General features: G+C 42.8%; 15 protein-coding genes. 3 read left to right on the top strand and 12 right to left on the bottom strand.

Annotated features, from left to right (window positions below; translation table 11 throughout):
- Positions 1-31: 31 nt before the first annotated feature.
- The 6 genes from pbpC to LBQ60_19025 form a co-directional block, all read right to left on the bottom strand.
- Positions 32-2,383, bottom strand: a complete 2,352-nt coding sequence (gene pbpC, locus LBQ60_19050; protein ID MDR2040026.1) for a penicillin-binding protein 1C — start codon at positions 2,381-2,383, stop codon at positions 32-34.
- A 204-nt stretch (positions 2,384-2,587) separates the two neighbouring features.
- Positions 2,588-3,472 carry an aldo/keto reductase gene (locus LBQ60_19045; protein ID MDR2040025.1) on the bottom strand — a complete coding sequence of 295 codons (885 nt, stop codon included), beginning with the start codon at positions 3,470-3,472 and terminating at the stop codon, positions 2,588-2,590.
- Between the two features lie 309 nt (positions 3,473-3,781).
- Positions 3,782-4,450 carry a nucleotidyl transferase AbiEii/AbiGii toxin family protein gene (locus LBQ60_19040; protein MDR2040024.1) on the bottom strand — a complete coding sequence of 223 codons (669 nt, stop codon included), beginning with the start codon at positions 4,448-4,450 and terminating at the stop codon, positions 3,782-3,784.
- Complete coding sequence (locus LBQ60_19035; GenBank protein ID MDR2040023.1) at positions 4,447-4,785, bottom strand: hypothetical protein; 339 nt, start codon at positions 4,783-4,785, stop codon at positions 4,447-4,449. Before LBQ60_19035 ends, LBQ60_19040 begins: the two co-directional genes overlap by 4 nt.
- A 339-nt stretch (positions 4,786-5,124) precedes the next feature.
- Positions 5,125-6,159 (bottom strand): hypothetical protein, encoded by a 1,035-nt coding sequence (locus LBQ60_19030; protein ID MDR2040022.1) that lies wholly within the window; start codon positions 6,157-6,159, stop codon positions 5,125-5,127.
- 31 nt (positions 6,160-6,190) lie between these two features.
- A complete protein-coding gene (locus tag LBQ60_19025) occupies positions 6,191-9,211 on the bottom strand; it encodes a caspase family protein (GenBank protein ID MDR2040021.1) in 3,021 nt (1,006 codons plus the stop codon).
- A gap of 777 nt (positions 9,212-9,988) precedes the next feature.
- Between LBQ60_19025 and LBQ60_19020 the strand changes: the two genes are divergently transcribed.
- From LBQ60_19020 to LBQ60_19010, 3 genes are all read left to right on the top strand, one after another.
- Positions 9,989-11,362, top strand: a complete 1,374-nt coding sequence (locus LBQ60_19020; GenBank protein ID MDR2040020.1) for a hypothetical protein — start codon at positions 9,989-9,991, stop codon at positions 11,360-11,362.
- An 81-nt stretch (positions 11,363-11,443) separates the two neighbouring features.
- Positions 11,444-13,756 carry a TonB-dependent receptor gene (locus tag LBQ60_19015; GenBank protein ID MDR2040019.1) on the top strand — a complete coding sequence of 771 codons (2,313 nt, stop codon included), beginning with the start codon at positions 11,444-11,446 and terminating at the stop codon, positions 13,754-13,756.
- Between the two features lie 4 nt (positions 13,757-13,760).
- Complete coding sequence (locus tag LBQ60_19010) at positions 13,761-14,657, top strand: DUF4249 domain-containing protein (GenBank protein ID MDR2040018.1); 897 nt, start codon at positions 13,761-13,763, stop codon at positions 14,655-14,657.
- 126 nt (positions 14,658-14,783) lie between these two features.
- Here the strand turns inward: LBQ60_19010 and LBQ60_19005 are convergent, their stop codons facing one another.
- The 6 genes from LBQ60_19005 to LBQ60_18980 form a co-directional block, all read right to left on the bottom strand.
- Entirely contained in the window at positions 14,784-15,596 is an 813-nt protein-coding gene (locus LBQ60_19005; protein ID MDR2040017.1) for a sialate O-acetylesterase, read from the bottom strand.
- Between the two features lie 38 nt (positions 15,597-15,634).
- Complete coding sequence (locus LBQ60_19000) at positions 15,635-16,861, bottom strand: alginate lyase family protein (GenBank protein ID MDR2040016.1); 1,227 nt, start codon at positions 16,859-16,861, stop codon at positions 15,635-15,637.
- A gap of 139 nt (positions 16,862-17,000) precedes the next feature.
- A complete protein-coding gene (locus LBQ60_18995) occupies positions 17,001-18,758 on the bottom strand; it encodes a hypothetical protein (GenBank protein MDR2040015.1) in 1,758 nt (585 codons plus the stop codon).
- 10 nt (positions 18,759-18,768) lie between these two features.
- Positions 18,769-18,921, bottom strand: a complete 153-nt coding sequence (locus LBQ60_18990; GenBank protein ID MDR2040014.1) for a hypothetical protein — start codon at positions 18,919-18,921, stop codon at positions 18,769-18,771.
- 143 nt (positions 18,922-19,064) lie between these two features.
- A complete protein-coding gene (locus LBQ60_18985; GenBank protein MDR2040013.1) occupies positions 19,065-20,069 on the bottom strand; it encodes a hypothetical protein in 1,005 nt (334 codons plus the stop codon).
- Between the two features lie 147 nt (positions 20,070-20,216).
- Positions 20,217-21,382 (bottom strand): FAD-dependent oxidoreductase (locus LBQ60_18980; GenBank protein ID MDR2040012.1); only part of this gene is annotated, 1,166 nt, incomplete at its 5' end.

The following is a 21,382-nucleotide window of genomic DNA, read 5'->3' as shown; positions in this document are numbered from 1 at the left end:
GATGGAGCTTTCATGCAATGATAAGAAAATTTTACGGTTTCTCTTTCTCATCTACGGTAAAATAACCGGTAATGGTATTTCCTTTATCATCTACCAACGTGAGCCTGTGCTCTCCCGGAGCGGGAGCAACAGCAATCTGGTGGGGCGCCTGGGTACTGCCGGCAAATTGATGGTCAATGTGCCAGAATATGACAGCGGAAGATCTGCGGTGTGCGGCCCGGAATACCACTTGTCCCTCTGTTCCGTCCAGTTGCCTGGGAAGTACGACCGTCAGGTTGGCTTGCGGATAGATCAGGTCCATCTGCTGTTCTCCTTCTGTGTTCAGGCAATCGGGATGAATAGGAGGTAACGGCTTGTAACCGATATTTTTACTTTTATAAAACCATTCCTGGGCCGGCGGAAGTACAAACCATGGAACATGAACCATTTCGTTCACACTGGCGCATTCACTGTTTACCCTGTATTTCCTGCTTTTATCCAGATGGATGATGGTGTGGTAAGGACAAACTTCGGAGTCATGCCCACCCCGGGCGATGATCATGGTATCCACTTCATTACAGATGGGAGAAGCCCGGTAACCACTCTTACGGCAGATCACGGCTTTGGCCATATCGTCATACGGGATTTCAAACCAGGAGCCATGAGGCAATTGGGAAAAGACATCGAACAATACCGGAGCCGCATAATTTACGCCTGTGAGCGTAGGACGTCCTTCTCCCGAAGCATTACCGACCCAGACACCTACCACATAGTGAGGCGTCACACCTACTGCCCAGGCGTCACGATGTCCGTAACTGGTCCCGGTTTTCCAGGCCACTTTACGTGAAGAGGAAAAGGATTTCCAGGATGCTTCCTCTTCCGGTCGGTTTACTTCCGAAAGTGCCTGGAATGTCTGCCAGATAGCAGCCGCTTCTATCGGGGCAAAATTCTCTATATCCTTATCCTGGGTACGGGGACGCAGCTTTTGGGATAAATGTGTGTAAAAATTCAATCCGTGGTGATCCGCCGGGTCATACATCCCGGAACGTTCCGTATAATGTTTCAAAATCCGGGATAAGCGGGCATACATCCCGGTTATGTCCCATAAAGTACCTTCCGCACCTCCCAGTATCAGGGTCAGTCCATAATATTCAGCCGGCTGGGTAAGAGTGGTCATTCCCAGATTCCGAAGCAATAAATGGAATTTTTCAATTCCATGTGACTGTAACATACGTACCGAAGGCACATTGAGGGAACGTTCCAGTGCCCGATGGGCAGGTACGGCACCATCATAGCTCCGGTCAAAATTTTTCGGAGCAAAATTCCGTATTTGTATCGGTATGTCGGCTACCAGCATATCCGGTAAAATTTCACCATGGTCGAGCATGGTGGCGTATAAAAACGGTTTCAGGATACTCCCCGTACTCCGGGGAGCTGTGATAATGTCCACCTGATTTCCATGTATCTGTTGTCCGGGATCATATACATTCCCTACATAAGCCACGACATCCCCGCTCTCAGCTTCCGCTACCAAAACAGCCATATTATGGACATAATTGCCACGGTAAGAAGAGGCATGGTTCTGTACGATATAATTCACTCTTTCCTGCAGGGACTGGTCGATGGTTGTTTTTACCCTGTTCCCCTTATATGAAGCTGTAATCCTGTTCAACAGGTATGGTGCGTCCGAAGGCAATGCGCGGGGATTTTCCGGAAGCGGCTCGTCTTTGGCCAGAGAACAATCTTCCCACGATATGACTCCTGTTTCATGTAACCGGTCCAACAACCTGTTACGTTTATTCAACAGCCGCTCCCTGTTTCGTCCGGGATGAATTAGTGATGGTGCATTAGGTAAAATAGCCAGAGTAACTGCTTCCGCCCAACTGAGTTCATCCGGTTCCCGGCCGAAATAACGCCATGAAGCAGCACCTATTCCTACGACATTCCCTCCGAATGGAGCATTTGCCGCATAAAGCCGTAATATTTCATCTTTTGAACACCGGAGTTCCAGGCGGGTAGCCAGTATGGCCTCTTTTATTTTCTGCCAGATATTGCGCGGCGGATTGTCCTGCATCATACGAATTACCTGCATGGTAATGGTACTTCCTCCGCTCACGGTACCACCACGGCTGATATTTTGACGCAGCGCGCGCGCCAGGGCAAGAGGATCCACTCCGGGATGCTTATAAAACCTTTTGTCTTCAAAAAGAATAACGGATTGAATATATTTTTCCGGAATTGAATCAGCTGCCGGGAAACGCCATTGTCCGTCCGATGCGATTTTAGCCCCGATCAATTCCCCGTTACGGTCATCGATAACAGTAGATAAGGGTTTATCAAACAAAGTTTTGGGTAGAGAAAACAAGTAAAAGACCTGTGCAACCAGTATTATTCCAAATATGATATACCAACGTCTATAGTATGAGACATGGGATAGAACAGAATTGAAAAATGATTTACCGGATACTGACACAATAAAATTTTTCACAAAAATAGGAAAAATCAGGATGCTTCATAGTGCGGATACAGACTCTATCAACATAGAAAAACCCATTTCTTTTTCCACGAATTTCCCTGACTATGGATGCAATACCCAGTAGCGTCAACATCAACTTTTGGCGAAACGCATGACTCTTTCAACAGCGTCATCCATCTGTGCTTCCGACTCAAGGCCAAGGGTCATGCAATGGACATTTCCTTCGGTAACCACATATTTGATCGATTGTTCCCGGTCATCATCAGAGATATGTTTCCCTTCACCAAATACTTTCATTCCGATAATACCCTTCCCGTTTTTTATGGCTTTGTCCAACACCTCATTTACTACCTGCGGTGTCCCATCCATTTTAGTGCCGAACGGATTCAACCTTGCCATGATCACATCCACCCACGGATTTTCCGCAGCAACGGTTAAGGCATCCAGATGATGGCATGAAACACCCACCTTTTTCACGATCCCGTCCTGTTTGGCCTTGGAAAGCCCATCAATGTAATGTTTTCTGTTTTCCGTCCAATTTCCCTGTGTCAGGCAATGCAACAAGAGAATATCAATATAATCGGTATTGATCTCCTGTCTGTAACGGTCTAAAGTCTTCTCAACGGATTCTATCTTGTCCGATCCATCAGGGTGTGTCCAAATTTTAGTGAGCAATGTCACTTTTTCCCGGGGCAATGTTTTTATTGCCTCGCCTACATAAGGATGTGAGCCGTACCCGTCTGCCATATCAAATGAACGGATACCCATCTCATAGGCGTGACGGGCCATTTTTACAAATTTTTCCATTCCCAACCTCGTCTGATTGGATCCTTTATTGTATCCAACAGTTCCTGTACCCATAGCAATGCGGGATACTTTCAGTCCTGTCTTTCCCAACTTTACCATATCTACAGGAAGGTTCTCAGAAAATGCGCATCCGGTTGCAATACCCGAACCAATCACCGTAATGCCCGCTAATCCGGCTATTCCTGTTGCAATAAATTTACGTCTGTCCATTTTGCTCATAATTGTCATTTGATTTTGCAATATAGTTACTTTTTTGATACACCATATCTATTTGCCAAATCATATACTTTCCCTTTCAAAAAGGAAGCGAGTTCCCTACTGTTCGTATATGAGTCCAACTCATCGGGCATTATGGGATTTCCAAAGGTCATGCGTATTGTTTTTCCTTTCTTAGTTTAAATTCAGTTTACATCCAATAAAATGTAACTTACCATTTGATAACAGTATTTCTTTTTTCATAATAATGCAACTTATGATACTGATTGAATAATGCTTGATTACAACAGGTTTACAAAATGATTATTTAACTAAATCATTATTATACTTTTTGATTTCATCAATCATATAATCCTGAATCTGACTTGCTGTTATTTTATATTTTGGATCAAGGTTTTCAAATTCGTTATCTTTTGTAAATCTTTCACCATTTGACAGCATTGCAAGAATATCTTTAGTTTTGAGATGATGCCCGGAGTATTTCAAAGCGCCCTCAACCAATTCTGAAAGATTAATATTTTCCCTAAGAATAGAGTATAAATCATAATAATCCCGGAATGTACTCCTCCTCAGCATTACCTCTATTTTCATTATTCCAATTGTTTTAATATCCATTAAACGGATATTATTTTTGAAAGAAATAATGGTTGAATTTGAAGGTTGTTTGCTCAAATTATTAGCGTAGAACGATAATTTCACACCATCTAATATAAAATTTGCCTGATTGAAATCTATGATATCTTTTGATTGAACGTTTCCGATATTATTCAGCTCTTTTTCAATAGAATACCAAGCCACCTCTTCTTTGTCCTTATTAGCTTTTTTCCATTTGCAGAAATCTAAATCTTCACTAAACCGATGACCTAATTGTAATGATAAAGCGGTCCCTCCAATCAATACATATTCCTTAATTGAATCCAGTTTACTTATAGGTTCAAATATTTCTTCTGTATGTATTGCTAATCCTTTCATTGAGATATTAATGATTTAATGTGTTGATTTACTTTTGCTTTTATATAACGATCAGGATTTTTGATATTAAAATATACTGCTGCGAACAATATATTATAGGAGTGATACTGCGGTTCCAGAGGTATAATATTATTTATCCAGACATCTTTAATTTTACTTTTTAAATAAACATAAAAAAGCTTGTTAATGTCCTGAATATCTAAATGAAGTAATACTTTCTCAATTAGCATTTCATCCGAAATTTGAGAGATATCAGGATTTTTGAAAGACCATAAAGCATGAGCCTCTTTTAGTCTATCAAATAATTCTATTTTTATATTTTCTCTTTCTTTCATGATTTCTGTTTGCCGATTTATCAATTTATGTGATTTATAGAGTTCATTTAAATCACTTTATAAAAGTACAAAATAAATATTGCCAATAATCAATTAAAGTACCCTTAGTGTATTAAAAAAGAAAAAAGAAGTTGTTCACAACGAATAAAGTTCACATATTCAACCACATATTAATTACACCAAACACGACACAACTTCCGTACCAATTACAATAAAATATTAAAAACACTGAAAGATGTAGCGGAAAAAATCATTTTTTGAACCGGACACATTACTCCAAACTCATTGATATAGATCCAATAGTCGCTGAATCAATTTCCGGATATACGACTAATGATATTAAGGAGCATTAAAAAGCGTCAGTTTTATCTTTGCCAGATATATGGATGATTTTCCTTCATGGCTAGAATAATATGATACCCAAAGTTCATCGTCGACCACAAGAAAACCCGGATAACTGGTATCACCGTCACTGGGTAATTCCAGAACTTTAACCGCCCGGTTGTTTTCATCAAGCATGAAAAGCCCGGTACGTGCCTGAGAATCACCGGCAGAATGATCCCGGCTTCCAATCAGTGTTTTTCCATTGGGAAGAGTGATCATATCGGGGCCGCCTAACCGGATCCCCAGATCATACCATTGCCAATCCCTGTATGGAAAACTGCTATAACCCATTTTTCCTTTTTTATCTCCTGATTCTCGTCTGACCACCACACGCATTTTATCTCCTTCCAATAATTCAACTGTTGCTTCATTCGGTTGTCCGGTAATGTCTAATTGAGTAATCGATTGATAATTCACCCCGTCTTTTGTCCTGAGCAGATATACCTCCCATTCCTGCTTCCATCCGAAAAACTGGTATACAACCCCATACCCCACTCCGGTTTCTTTATCCCAGGTAACCCGCCATAACCAATCGATATGCGAACGGATATGCGGATCGATATGAGCTTGTATCAAGTCTGTAAACGTACCTTGCGAATCCATAAAAGCTACCTGCGGATAACGGCTGGTCAGTTTCCCGTTGGAATAAATACTTCCGCCCATCAGGATCATTAAACGGCCGTCAGGAGACTCCGACAATTTTGAATCCCTCAGATCTACCCCGTCTTTCTCTATTAAAGCGACTGATTTCCATAGCGCCCCGTCTTCAGACACAAGGATCCGGATCTTCCCGTTTACCGGATTATTGGTAGAAGGTTCATGGTTTCCTCCTTCCCTGAAAGTACAATAATATTTCCCATTGTACCGGATCAGGTCTGTAAAGGCATTATGCGTAGCTGCATCCCATATCTTAGTTACTGTATATTCCTGGGAAAATACTCCCGGAATACATAAAAACGAGATAATAATGGCATATATTTTCAGATACATATATGTTAAAAGCTCTGTTGATTAAAAACGTCTACAAATCTCTTTTTTCCAGTAACTTTCCATTACTATATATTTCCTCCCGGATTATTTTTCCATCCGGGGTACCGTATTGCCAGGTACCATCTTTTTCGCCTGCTTTATATTTTCCCTTTTCTCTGATATGGCTACCTTTAACATAAGTTTCCGAATATTCGCCTTCGAGTTCACCTACCTCCGAATAGTGGCTTACCTGTATATAATCATTTTCAAACCCGGAAAAATAGTGCATCTGCCTCCCTACCCTTCTCCCGTTTTGGTAATTATAATCGGTAATCAATACACCACTCCTGCTGTAACGCTTTTCGGGACCATGTTGTTCATGGTGCAGATAATGAAATTCATTTTCAATATTCCCGTCATTAAAATAAGTAATACTTTTTCTCAAATCGCCATTCTTGTATTCTTCCGTTCTCGATTTTCGTCCGGAACTACTGAATTCTTCCCAGATCCCTTCTTTTTTTCCATCTTTATATTTGCCTTTGACCTTGGTCTTTTTTGTATCAAGATATGTCTCCGCATATGAGCCATCCAATTCTCCTTTTTCAGAATAGTTACTGACCTTCAAAACATTTCCGGTCTGTTGCATCTGTCTTCCGACCTGTTTTCCGTTTTTGTAATTAAGATCACTGATCAGCCCTCCGTCTTTAAAGTCATACCGCTTCTCCGTCCCATGTAGCCGGGTATTCCGGTAATAGGCCTCACGACTTACCTTTCCATCTGTAAAATAGCTGGTTTCCTTCTGTAATTCCCCGTCTTTATATTCACTTTTCCGTTCCGGGATCCCGCTTTCATAAAATTCTTCCCATACACCGTCTTTCTTTCCATTCTTATAATTGCCCCGGATCTTTACTTCACCCCCGGACCTATGGTAATCACAATATGCACCGTCGTAATAACCGTTTTTATAACCAACAGTGGTCTTCAACTTATTTTTCTGGTAAAAATCCCATTTCCCTTCTGGGTAGCCCTCAATAAAATGAGCATCCCAATATTCCGGATTCACGCCGTCTATCATGCGTACCTTACCATCTAAAGGCGTTTTTTCACTATCTTTTATATAACCGAACATTTGTCCGTCACCCAGATTTACCAGATCGATGTCCTCCATCTTCACCCGTTCCGGAATGATCATTCCGGCAAAATTCTTTTCTCCTTCTTCCGAAGCTTCATCCTGGTTATCGATATTTTTCCTGTCTTTCTTTTCTTTTACGATAGCAATGGGAAAATCAGGAATACTTGCCGGAATAATTGTGGTCGGCGCCTGCTCACCTTTGGTCAGTTCCTTCACACGCCCTGAAACATAGGCATCCAGGGTCTTGACTGTGACACTGTTCCTTTGTAACAGATCGGCGTCTCCTTCAATCCCTTCGATCAATGCTTTGGTAAAAGCACCGTTGTTCCACGATTCACTTTCCAGAGAGTACTGGCGACCCGTAGATGAAGTAAATACGACCGCTCCGTTATCCGCACTGGTCAGTTCCTGAACCAGTTGATCAATTGCAGCGGATTTCCGCTGAACATTACCCAATATATTTCCCGAATGACAGGCATCAATGAATACGATCACCTTCCCGGCCACTGAGGACACTGCTTCCTTGATATCGGTATAGCTGACGCAAGTGGCCGCAAGACGGTTAATATCGCCGTTGACAGGTATATAATAGAACGACCCGACATTATTGTTGGTTCCGTGTCCCGACAGAAAGAGTATTGCAATATCCCGGGCTGTAGTCTCGTTACGCAACCATTGCAATCCGTCACGGATATTGACGGATGTGGCCTGCTTGTCCGTCAGTTTCTTTATAGTGACATCACTGTAAAGCAATCCTTTTTGCCCCAGCATGGTATTAGCAAAGTCCGTAGCATCTTTGGATGAGTAGTTCAAACGCAGTTCCGGACTTTTGTAATTACTGATACCAATGGCCAATACATACAACTTAGGCTTGAATACCTGATTGTCCGAATCCGTCATCCGGTTCAGTTGTACTGTTGCCGGAGTGCTGCTGCCATACTGGTTTTGTGCCACCAGGGATACCTGGCTGTTTTGCTCCGGAACATCGATTGTGATCTCATTCTGTCCCTGCCGGATATCGTCAGGAGCCAGTAATTGGACCGTGCGTCCGTTGACCATTACTTTAACGGATTGAATGCCGGATATATCTGAAACATGAAAAGTCACTTTTGCCTGTTGCGTTCCGATTATGCTGCCGTTTACCGGGTCGGAGATCATGATTTCCGGGGGACGGTTATTGGCCATATCTTCCGGAACAGCACCATCAAAAAAACGGGAAATAGACCTGTTCAATTGTTGTTCATCGATTGTTCCGTAGACATCCAAACAATATTGCTTCAATTCCCGTCGCCCTTCCGGAGTATCTTTCCCAGACATATCCAATGCTGAGAGTAATGCGGCAAATTCAGCAAAGAGTACTTTTTCGCTGAGAAAATACAACTTCACCTGTTTCACGGGCATGGAGACTTCCCCTTCCCGCAATAATACAAAGCATTCGTCGATCTGCAGGCGATTGATCTGTTCATAATGAACAGTAAATCCGGAAAATATAACATCCTGAACTCCATTACTACTTTCATAACGAAACATGAGGTCATACTTCTGTTCGTCCTTTTTGTTAACGGGAATTTTCAACATTTCCCCGATGATAGTGAAAGTATCTGTTTTGAAATAGTCCTGTAATGTTCCGACTGAAACTCCTTCCGTACTTAACCTTATTCCGCGGGTACTGGTCAACAGTTGGGGGCGGCTTTTGATCTCCCGTAACGCTTTACCGGAAGGTACCGATAACCCGGAAGAGGGTGTGGTTAATTCGAGACGATAACGCCCCCTGGAAGGAGCAATCAATATTGCCCTGTCTGAAAGTGCTCCGAACTGGAGTATGGTCTGCAGGTAGACTTTCTCACCGACATTCAAAGGTTTTCCCGACTCCTGGTCAAGGATACGCCCATGCACACTGACAATATTATAAGTACCGTCCTCCTGAGAGAAACCGTTCAAAAGGGATGCAAATATAACTAAGAGAAATAATCCGGATCTGATCTTCAGTGATCTTCTTTTGTAACACATATTTTTCCAATTATGGCCAATAAAACAGACTAAGTAATTGTTCAAAATTATACCATATATCTATAGAATCATTTTTTACCCTTCTTTTTCTTGATAAAAAGAAGCAACTGAGCGAAGCGGTCTCACGAACACCATATAAATTATCTTTGGTGAGTAAAAATCAAGGCTTGCTTCCTCAGCGACCAACCACTGCACGCTACGGGATGCCGGAAGAACTACCTTCAGTGAGATCGTTACACTAAGTTCGCCTAACGGCTCAGACAACTTCCGGCTTGCCCCTTCGCTTTGCAGGACTGGTACCCGCTTCCGGAAGGTCAGGCCTTCCTGATGTAACACCTCTGTATGAGCAGGGAAACAGAAATATGAGATATGTGAACTAATTATAAACATCTACTTAATATAAGTATACGTAATTATTTTTATCAAGGTTCACTATAAATCCTGTTTTTTTCATCATTATAAATTCCTGGGATTCACATAATTTTTCCACCATCTCCCTACTTTGGATCAGTATAAAAACATATCAATCCCAAATGTAAAAGAAAAAATCTAAATAAAAGTTTGCACCAACAACGTATCAAACTTACAATTTACTAAAAATCAAATAGTTTTATAATTATTTTTTTTGACAGAAAAATAATTATACCATAACTTTTTTTTTAATTACACGTATAAGAAAGCAATTATTTACTTAAATGATCTAATTTTATGTTTAAACAAAAAAGTATCTTCGCGTTAGCGTTAGTTGCCAGTCTTTTTTTTGCGGGCTGTAAAGATTCGGACAAGGATTCGAATCAGGATCCGGACCCGGACCCTAACCCAAGTGAGGTCGTTGATCCGGATGAACTTGCGGACTATCCTTATTCGGAATTGACCCCTGAGCAGCAAAAAGTAAAACTGGAAAATGAGAGCATAGCATTTCTTGAATTTGGAAATGCGGCAAAAACATCCAAAGCAATTGAGGCCCTCCAGAATCTGGCCAATCTGCTGGATGAAGAATCTGTTGAACTTATCGAGGAGAAAGAAATTAAATCTGTAAAGGAAACAGTGGAATATGCCGATGTATATGGCATATTTACATGGAATGCTTCAAGTAGGGAGTGGGACAAAACGACATCAACCAGTGAGCTGAAATTCGTGTTCCCTGCCAAGAGAAACACCACCAGCAACAATGCTGTGCTTTCGGTGAACGCGGTAAGTTCCGGTATCTCTGTCACTGAAGAATCCAGTAAATGGGAAAACGGACAATATGTGGATAAGGAAACCACCTATTACCTTCCCCAATCAGCTACGGCAGTCTTAACTGTAGATAATACGGAAGAAGCAAAAATCGAATTTTCGGCCGAATACAAAGACAACAAAGAGGCGCCCCAAAAAGCAGATTATAAAGTGACATTGTCAGATGGCTATATTGTGTCCGGAAACTTTGAAAAGACAACCGAAAATAAGGTATCTGCCAAAATCGAATATAATGGAGAAGTAATGATCGACGCTGTTGCCAAATCCGGTATCAAAATCGACGAAATTTTAGATCTGGCCATTGAAGAAGAAGATATCGATTATGCCCTTTATAACAAGGCCGATGCTTATATGAAGCTATTGAAAGACCTGGTATTGGTTTATGATATAGATATAGAGAATTATACCAAAGAACTTGAGGTCATTGAGGACAATTATGACGCTCAATATGATGCTCTTTGGACAAGCTGGCCTAACGATAAGAATCATTTTACAAAACTTGGGCAGATAGATAAGGATTACTCTGATAAAGTAGCCGCACTTTTCAATAAATACCAGAATGTAATTCTGGCTTCCACCAAAGATGGGTATAAAATAGCAACCATTGAGGCAAAATCAGAAAAAGACGGGGAAAGGATGGATTATTACGCGTGGAATAATGCAACCAACGAATGGGAATGGAATTCCGATAATCCATACACCAAAAAATATGATGAATATCATGTGAGACATTACCTGAGATTCAATGACAAAACTTTAGTTGACGCTGACACATATTTTTCCGAAGGATTCTCCAAAATTGAAGAAAAATGGGAAAATTTCGTGAACGCATTTGACAGGTAATATTTATCTTATTCTATAAATATAAAACTGCTCTTGTAATTGTAAAACAAGGGCAGTTTTTGTTCCCTAACTTTCGATGATATGTTTCTCCCTGTTCAAAGGCGGGTAGTCTCTAAGTTACTTCTTCTGATCATCTTTATTTTACTCCCTGCTGTTTGTACGGCACAGAAAAAAATAGAAATATCGGGGAAAGTAACCGATCATACTACGGCGATCTTACCAAGGGTAAACATATTATTGGTATCCGGGAAAGACACTTTGATCCGGCATACAGATGAGGACGGCCTCTTTTCTTTCGTTCTTCCTTCTCCTTCAAAGGTACAATTAATCAGCAGTCACATCGGTTATGGAACGGATCAACAATCCTTCGACGTATCGGCGGATATATTCGTTCATGTTACATTATTTTCCACTGACATACAACTCGATGAAACGGTCATTACCGCACGTTCAAAAACATTGGTCAACAGTTCGGACCAGGGCATTATCCGGATCAACAGCCAGAAACTAAGCCAGATACCTTCTGTTATGGGTGTACCCGACATGATCAAGGTCCTGCAATTGATGCCGGGCGTACAAAATTCGGGAGAATCCAACGGATACCTGTATGTCCGTGGAACCGACCCCGGACATAACCTGATGTTGTATAACGATGTCCCGGTGTACGGGATGTCTCATCTACTGGGTATTTTTCCTTTTTATAATACCGATCATATTGACCGTATCTATTTTGACAAGTCGGGTAAAGAGGCAATGTTTGGAAACCGCCTGGGGGCTACCGTACAGGCTATATCCCCGGATCAATTACCCGGTAGGTTCTCTGTTAAAGGAAACATTGGCCTGGTAGCGTCACAATTAACGCTAGACAGTCCTTTAGGCAAAAAATCCGCACTGATCTTCTCCGGACGACAAACTTATGTCGATCAGATCATTAAACCGATACTCAATTCCTCCCTTAGCGGAGACAAAGCAATGGATGACCTGGGTTATTCCTTTACGGATGCCAATCTCACCTATCTGTACAGACCCGGAAAAAATCATCAGATCGATATCAACGCCTTCCTCAGTGGTGACCGGTTCAAAATTACAGAGGAAAGGATGCTCCTTGACGGAAAACTGAAATGGTCCAACAGCATAGCATCAGCAGACTGGCGTTGGCAGGTAAAACCGGACATTCAACTGAAACAATCTTTCTATATCTCTTTTTACAATAATCACTTACAGATTGAGCAAGCCTCTATCAATCTGACCGTAAAATCCAATGTCCTGGACTGGGGATACAACAGTAGTATCGGGTTCGTCCTGAAAGAGATCCCGTTTACAGCAGGTATTCAATATGCCAGCTACAAGGTACGGCCCCAGGAATTCAAGTCTCATCAACTGACCAATATCACGGAAGCAGACAACATCATCCACGCCCATCATTTCTCATCCTACCTCCAGGCCAAACCGGGATTAGGTTCTTTCCTATACCTGGACATTGGGATCAGGGCGAATTTATATGCCAGTACCGGAGACAACAGGAAAACAGATTTCCGGATAGAACCCCGTATCAGCCTGAACTATTCCGATGATCACAAATTTAATGCTTATCTGGCTTATGCAAGGAAAAGCCAGTATCTGCACCTGATCACCACTTCCAGTGTGGGTTTTCCTACTGATTTCTGGATAGCGACCTCAAAAGGAATTCCCTCGGAAATAGCTGATAACTTCTCCATAGGCTCCAACTATAAATTACATCCGCGCATCGAAATTACGGCCGGGCTATTCTTCAACCGGTTGAATCATCTGGTGCAATACCCATACAGCATTCTTCAGTTCAATGAAATTACAAGCTTCGGCGATGACTTATTAGTAGGCAAAGGTAAATCATACGGCGCCGAGCTGATGCTGAAAAAAACAGGACGCCTCTCCGGATGGATCAGCTACACCTGGAGCAAATCCGAACGGCAATTCAATGAAATCGATCGCGGGCAAACATTTTTATCAAAATTTGACCGCAGGCACAATCTCTCAGCAGTTGTCAGTTATGAGGTATCAAAAAGATGGAATGTCGGACTTACACAGGTATTTACGTCGGGGAACCGTTTTACTGCCCCTGTTTCCTGGTATTTCATCAATAATAATCCGGTAAAGGAATACGGAAGATACAACAATGCCCAAATGCCCGACTATGTACGTACGGACATCGCCGTAGACTTTTATATCAAAAAGACCCGGCAACGGGAAAGCATTCTTAACCTTTCCGTATATAACCTGTTTGCTGTTAAAAACCCTATTTATGTCATCCTGGATATATCGGCCAGTGATACAGGTAACGAAATAAAAGTACATCCCCGTTATAAAACATTATATTCCATTCTTCCGTCCATAGGTTGGCGGTTTAAATTTTAACAGCATGGTGAAAGATCAACAACATATATTTTTAACCGGTTTGGTTGCCCGTTTTTATTACAGGAGGGCAATAATTGCATTAATCTTTGTATCTTTTCTATCTTCCTGTCAACGGGAATATACGATCGAAACAAACCAGTCGCAGATCGTTGTTGAAGGATGGATTGAAAACGGAGATGTGGCAAGGGTAATAGTAACACGCAGCATCCCAATGTCTGAAATGGTCGATTCATCCAATTTTCTAAAATATGCCATCAGGTCGGCAACAGTGATCGTCTCTGATGAATCAGACAGTGATACTCTTCGTATGACTTCCGCCTCCCAGTATCTTCCACCTTTCTTATATGTCGGGGAGAAGATCATCGGCAAAGAAGACGGAAAATACAAACTCACTGTCAAGTATCTGAATAAAACCCTTACGGCAGAAACCGTTATCCCTCCTTCTGTTCCTATCAGGAAGGTACAATACATACGTACCCATCCGACTGATACGATCGGTAATTTATCTGTCGAGTTCACAGATCCGGCAGACCAGCAAAACTATTACCAGATAGCCACACTATTGGACGGATATGATCAAATATTTGTTCCTTGCCTGTACGGAAATTTAAATGATAAGAATTTTGTTTCTCCTGATGTACAGATTCAGGTATCGCGCGGTATTACCATCTTTCCGAAAACAAATTTCGAAGCCAATTTCAATGATGGTGATCTTATCTTTGTCAGATTGAGGACCATGACAAAAGAAGGGTTTGATTTCTGGAATCTATGGCAGAATGAGATCATCAACGCGCAGAATGCCATATTTCCGGCAAACAGCAGCTTAAAAAGCAATATTTCCGGAGGATTGGGTATCTGGTGTGGCTACGGACAGCATACTGTCAATATCCTTGCCAGGTAATATTCATTCGAAAAAAATGAATTGAATTCATATTTGAATAGCAGCATATCTGTTGATAACAAGTAATCGGGATACTGTAACCGGATCAAGCGGCAAAACCTATCTCCGGGAAATCCCGCCTTTCCATCATTCATTAATATATGTTATCATCATGCGGGCATATCGTTTACCTAGTTCCCGGGCCGATTTTGCATCCAGATGCACTCCATCGGGCAGGGCCGACAAATCTTTTCCTGAGACGACATCATAATGGGATATCCTGTTCTTTGCCTGATGAAGTTCTTTATTCAATCCTACTCCGTTGTTCCTGAACGAAAACATTTCTCCGGCTATGAACGGTACCATGGGGCTTTCGAATTCTTTACGGAAATGATCGACCAACAGGATGAGTTTTTCCTGGTAAATAACTGTCTTTTCAGGTGCACAGTCGGCTTCTCCCTGATGCCATAGAATACCTTTTAAAGTCCCGTCTTTCAGGGCGAGTTTCGTTCTAACCAAAGCATCGTTATAGGGATACGATTTCGTTTGTTGCCAAAAAAGATCGTCTTCCCATATATCGATACCGGAACCGCCTGCTGCACAGGGGATCAATCCGATCACCACATCTTTATCTTCCATCGCGGCCAGTATCTCCCTTGCAAAAGATAATCCCGGCCCTACACCTGCAGCCGGTTTATCGAAATGAAGCGGATCTTTGGCTATTTCCCAGTCTCCTTTTCTGTTTAAACGCAGTATCCTAGGATTACCGATAGTATCCGGCGGTTCGACAATCCCCCGGCCCGCCATATTGGATTGTCCGACGAGCAGATACAAATGAAGTTTCTCTTTCGGAACCGTTATCTTTACTTCTTCTCTTACCCGAGGATAATGTTCCCGTTGTGCGGAAACATTAAAAAAGAAAAAACAACACAGCAAAACCAGCATATATCTCATTACCATACTTCAAATATATATTTTAAGATTCCTGAACCTCATCATTACTTACCTGTCAACCACACTTTCGGAGCATCTTCAGGTGCAATCGATTCCAGGTATTCCACCACTTTGTGAAAACCTGCGTCGTTATATTTTTTTGCAGCCCATCGCATGATGGGTAAGGCGGCGATATTGGTCTTTTCACCTTCCCGGTCAACGCCCCATGCCCATTTTTTTTCATCGAGCAGGTAAGGTTGCAGAAAGGAGTATGCCTGCTGTAATCCACGTCCGTCGGAAGTACGGTAATTCCATAAATCCACACCAATGCGGTCAGCACAACAGGCAAGGGTGGTAAAAGCCCGCATCCCGTACACAGAATAAGAATAAGCCCAGTCGCGTTTCAGTTCGTGCGGAAGGCTTCCGTCCTCGTCAACCTGTTGGTCTATTTGTTTTTTTGCCAGTTCGATCATACTGTTTACATGATGCATTTCACCTGTGTACAGGGAATATGCCGCAACCTGTGCCGCATACCATGACCCATGGTTATTTTTTGCTTTTCCTTCTTTGATCCCGAAGTCACTTTCCAGTAACCATTTCACATATCCGGAAAACCAGTTTTTCAGTCCCATATCATCCTGTTCCGTCCAACTATCCGACAAATTTAATAATTGAACATGATCAACCAGTTCTATCAATGTTACCCCGAAAATAATGCCGATATACATCCCGTTATACACACCGGGAAGCGCCGAACCACATTCGAAATTAGGATTCATTTTTGTCTCTTCATCGAGAAACCACACTCTTAGCAGTTCGGATGCCTTTCGGGCATATTTTTCATCCTGTGAATAAAACCATGCAAGAGATAATGTTTTGATCCTGTCCATCGTCTGGTTGTAACGGGCCAGATCAAAGCGCGGACCGTTGGATTCCGGATTAATATTACAGTCTATGCGTATCCAGGGCATGCCGTCGGGCGTATCCGGGTTCGGCCATGAGTATTTTCCGATAGCATAAAAATCGTGAGGATCGCCTGTCGGCGGAATATCCCCGTCGACTACCTTTTCAGGCAACAATTCCAGATATACATTTGCCTGGCTGATCAGTTTTTCATAAGCCGGTGTTACTCCAGAATTTTTGGCGTTGATGTCTTTTCGGATTTTAACCAGATCCGAATAATCAAGGTCTATCAATCCGGGATCGGAAACCGGCCGGCAACCTGAGAGAAGAAAAGCAAAGACAACTAATCCGGAGATCATCCGTTTATCGATGTTGAACAGATATTTCATTGAATAATATTGTTATATGAGTTTATCAAATTCGTTAAGTCCGAAAGTCCGGTTTTTATCAATACCGGATTTCGAACTTTTAATGTTTAAAACAAAGATTGCATATATTTTCCCGGGATATTCCAGACTGTTCCCGGCATTATTGAATCAAGTCCCAACGTCCTTGCAGATAGGCCCGATCTATATTTTTCAGCAGTTTTTTATCCCCGCTTTTAACTGCCATATCTTTCAGGTCATTGTACAGGTAAAATTGCAGCCAGAACCCATTATGGTACTTCTGCCGTTCCGAGCGTGGTTGCTTCATCAGGGCATACCAGGAGGTATCCAGCTTCTTTGCATGAGCTACTTTCAATGCATGCCGGGCATTTTTCCACATATTTTCGGAAACATCCGATTGTAAGGCGGTAAAATCTTCATATTTCATCGGAGCTGTCTGAATAACCGGGCAACGATCATCCAATCCCAGTTCGATCAGGGATATCCTTTGTTCGAAAATGGTGTCTCCATCCAGGTCAAATTCCATCAGATCGAAGAAACCGTTGTTGTTCGTATCCGAGTATTTGACGGAGGGAAAAATTACCGGTTCCTTTTCCATACGAGCAGGGCCGTATCCGTCGTATTGATTACCCATGCCCTGATAGTAACGGGAATTCTGGTCGATACGCCATATGCCCCATTCGGCTCCGTAAAGATGAATCTTTCCATCCATAGGGCTAACGTACAATTGTCCTTTCCCCGAGTTATCCTCATCCCATTCGCCGCGATCACCCGCAGGATCAGCCTGAGGGTTGTTGTCGACCCCTCCTTTTCTCGTTCCTATCTTAAACGGATCCAGCGGTTGGTATAATTCCACCCGTTCCCAACGGTTACAATCATCGTCCTCATCGTAGGCAAACCACACGTGATCCCATTCGCCTTTCCGAAAAACAAGATCCCACGCTGCCTCATGATCGGGATAAAGAAGTTCGGGAAGCTGTCGCCAGCGCGGATCAAGGAAAAAAGTATCGGCTTCGGGTAAACCCCTCAGGTTCTTATTGACATGTTTCTGATCCAGATAACTGAATCCTTTTCCTTTAAAGTGTATGGTCATATCCAGGTCAAATTCATTACCGGGCGCATTGTCGTTGTCCATATCGAAGGATAGCGAAACCCAGTCGATATATCCTGTCAGGTGTGCATTTACCTGTCCGTCTTCGGTGATCCGTTTGGGATAATCACAGAAGCGAATGGCCATTTCCGTCAGACCGTCATTATCCGGGTCATAGAAAAGGAACGGATTTTCCCAGTTCATGCGTACATCGTTCATACGATCGGGCGTTCCGTGTATTTTCAGGAAAGCGCTCTTTCCGTGATAATCTTCATAAAAATCGGATGTGCCGTTATGTATCCAGCAACGCAATTGGAATGTATTCCAGTCGATATAATTGAATACATTGTCCTTGTCCGTATCGATCACCCACATATAATGCCCGGCGTTTCCTGTCATTCTTTTTGTTTCGGGTACATTGTCCACCACTACCTGCATGGCCGGGTTGTCATCTTCATCCTCACCGACCCAGTCGATGATCAGGTCGCCGTATCCGCCATATATGCCGTCCCTGTTACGGTCAATCATCAGGCAGTCATTATCCGTATCGCCTTCCAGATCGCCGTACTGCATATCATCGTCGTCATCGATCCATTGTACGGGGGTACCATCGGAAGTAACGGTACGTAAAACATCCGGGTCGCCATCGCCGTCCAGATCGATATAAGTGGGTTTATATCCCTGAGGCGCAGGTGGCAGCCTGTAAGGTATCAACAAAGTTTTTTCATTCCAGTAGTTTTTTTTATCCGGTGCGCTTTGCCCGTTCATGATAAAGGGAATCAAGGCAAATAAGAAAAAAATGTTCTTCATCTGTTTATTGTTATTGTGAAAGAAGATCTTTCGGTTTTTTATGATCCGGAACTGCCCGGATGGCAAATTTCCCTGCAGTTTCACCCAAAGGTATGGCATTTCCGATTACATGGTAACCAGTATGGACAAAATAATCATTGCTGATACAATGGCCGGCCATCATCAGGTTAGCGATATCTTTGGAAATCGGGTAATGGAAAAATATCGCAGGGAGGCACTTTAATACCGGAATTACCGTAACCGGCATCTTTCCCGGCAATTCCGGCCACAGGTACCAGTAATCTCATTTTCAAAAATTTCAGCATTTCATCGTCTTACTTCCCAGATTTTCAGATCATCAAAATATACCTGATAGGCCTTACCGATTCCTTTCATGTAATTGGTGACCGGAATAGAAGTATAAAACTTCATTGGGTTCCACATATTGAACCCGGTAGGCGAAGGCTTCAACAGGCTCTGAGTGGCTCCCTGTACATCGAAGATCACGCTCCGCTCCTCTCCGTCAGGAGTTACCGCCATACTGAAACGGCCTGTCTGCTGATTACCGGCTTTGATATAATATTCAAAAGTCATCCATTTGCCGAATGGGACAGGAAAATCCTTGTTTACATATTCCCACTCGGTGTGAAATTGTGCACCGCTGCCTTTTTCAGGTTGCACGGATGTATACGTAACGGTTTGTGCATCAACTTTGAAAAACAGATCATTACCCGGCCCTTTTTCTTTCCTGAGTCTCAGGGAAACCCGGTATACATCTGGCGTATTCCATCCTTTTGGCGAATCATTCCACCATTCTGCCAGCAACAGCCAGTCTATTACGTCCGGATATTGCTTTAATGCCGCCATATCAGGGTGCAGATATACTCTTACAGACTGGAACATTTCAGGCATTTCAGGGGCGCTTGCATTGGTTTGCACTCTCGACCTGTCTCCGGCATTGGGTGATATGATCCGCATGGTGAGCACCTTGTTGGCTGGGTTGGTGGGATCAGGTACTATGCGTGCGAAACGCATGGTACTGTCGCCTCCCTGGTATTGCAGATTGATCGACCGCAAAGGAGCCTGAAACTGATCCCAATTGTTCGGAGGTGCAACAGAATGATCGATACCGGTAAACTTTTCTTCATTATTTCCTTCATTCCGGGATACGATGTGTACTGCATCTTCGAACCCGGAATTAAAAACCGGAATACGGTTCCTTATGGTATCTGCGGCCATTCTCCCTTTATTTTCTGCCTTACCGGACCGGACTCCCGTACATCCGATGATACACAAAGCGGAAAAAAGACATGCGATGATGAAATTATTCACTATTTCATTTTTTGGTTTTACCTGCATTAACTCCGAACAGAAATAATTAAGTAATATAAAACAATTAATGTCTTATTTGCTGAACGTAATCCATTTGATCGATGCGACTTAAGAAAACAACAAATAGCACTGAGTGCTTAAATTGCCTTATTTTAATTTATTTTCCAGTTCTTTCAGATGCTTTTTGTAAACATCCCTCGGCGAACAGTTATATTTCTTGCATAATTCGGCAGCCATTCCGACCAGTTCGCCCATCATACCGGTGGTTTCCTGTACACGACTTGCCGACAATACAATGTGCGATACACTGATATTACGTCCTGCCATAAACAGGTTATCTACATTCCGGGAATAGAGGCAACGATAGGGTACCCGGAAAGGCGGGATCACCTGATCCGCACGCAGGTAGCGGCGCGGTGTGCCCAGATCGTTGAAATAATGCTTCATGGTAGAGATAAATTCTTCGCCCGGAAAGAAGAAAGAATTTTTCGGAGTAGGAAAATGCTGGTCGAGGTTGTAGGTACAGGTAACAAAGGCATCGTCGTATTTTATGTAATCGCCTTCGCTGTCCTGCTGTACAAGCATGATATCGCCCATTAAGCGCCTCGATTCCCGTTTACCGGCTACGTAAAATATATCTTCCAGTTCCCGGTTGGCATAGTTGGCCTTTTCCTTGCTTTGATTCTTCAGGAAAGCCCAGTTCCCATATATAGCGCGAAACAGATAGTCGCGGATAAATTCGGCTTCGTTCACCTGATCGTAGCGGAAACCGGTTTCCCACCAGTTACTGCCCCTAGTAACTTTTTCGCAGGATTCTTCGTTGAACTGTATGGCCCACTCGCAATCGGGAAATGGAGAAGGTTGCTGGGTCTGTTTGCTCCACCATGTCAGGGAAGTGCCCAGTACGATATTATCAGGACGGTCGGGTGCCAGCGTTTCACGGGTATCACCGCGCATTTCACGTCCTACGTGGTATTCAGCCCCGGCAAGGAACCCTACGTTACCATCCCCGGTACAATCGACAAACAAGGGAGCATAAAATATAGTTTCCTTGTTGGTCTCAATATGTTTTGCTGTTACCGACCTGATCTTATCACCGTCTTTTTCAAGGGTAAATACATGCATGTTGGGCAGGAAGGTCAGATTTTTTTCAGCAGCAATGATTTGATCCACTTTTTCAGGCTTGCTGAAAACGTTCCTTATCTCCTTGATCACATTGCCTAATTGCGGATAAGGCTCAATATTTAATCCCCCGCTGGCTACTACCTTGACTTCGACACTATTGTTCCCGCCGGGCACCGGACGGTCGTGGA

The organism is Bacteroidales bacterium (assembly GCA_031275285.1).
Classification (GTDB): domain Bacteria; phylum Bacteroidota; class Bacteroidia; order Bacteroidales; family UBA4181; genus JAIRLS01.
Note: the sequence above shows the minus strand (reverse complement) of the source record. Positions and strands in the feature narration are given on the sequence as shown.

Excerpts from the sequence above, each read along its gene's own strand:
- LBQ60_18995 (MDR2040015.1), bottom strand. The coding sequence starts at position 18,758 with ATGAAGAACATTTTTTTCTTATTTGCCTTGATTCCCTTTATCATGAAC.
- LBQ60_19040 (MDR2040024.1), bottom strand. The coding sequence starts at position 4,450 with ATGAAAGGATTAGCAATACATACAGAAGAAATATTTGAACCTATAAGT.
- LBQ60_19020 (MDR2040020.1), top strand. The coding sequence starts at position 9,989 with ATGTTTAAACAAAAAAGTATCTTCGCGTTAGCGTTAGTTGCCAGTCTT.
- LBQ60_19030 (MDR2040022.1), bottom strand. The coding sequence starts at position 6,159 with ATGTATCTGAAAATATATGCCATTATTATCTCGTTTTTATGTATTCCG.
- LBQ60_18990 (MDR2040014.1), bottom strand. The coding sequence starts at position 18,921 with ATGATGGCCGGCCATTGTATCAGCAATGATTATTTTGTCCATACTGGT.
- LBQ60_19035 (MDR2040023.1), bottom strand. The coding sequence starts at position 4,785 with ATGAAAGAAAGAGAAAATATAAAAATAGAATTATTTGATAGACTAAAA.
- LBQ60_19000 (MDR2040016.1), bottom strand. The coding sequence starts at position 16,861 with ATGAAATATCTGTTCAACATCGATAAACGGATGATCTCCGGATTAGTT.
- LBQ60_19010 (MDR2040018.1), top strand. The coding sequence starts at position 13,761 with ATGGTGAAAGATCAACAACATATATTTTTAACCGGTTTGGTTGCCCGT.
- LBQ60_19015 (MDR2040019.1), top strand. The coding sequence starts at position 11,444 with ATGTTTCTCCCTGTTCAAAGGCGGGTAGTCTCTAAGTTACTTCTTCTG.
- LBQ60_19005 (MDR2040017.1), bottom strand. The coding sequence starts at position 15,596 with ATGGTAATGAGATATATGCTGGTTTTGCTGTGTTGTTTTTTCTTTTTT.
- LBQ60_19045 (MDR2040025.1), bottom strand. The coding sequence starts at position 3,472 with ATGGACAGACGTAAATTTATTGCAACAGGAATAGCCGGATTAGCGGGC.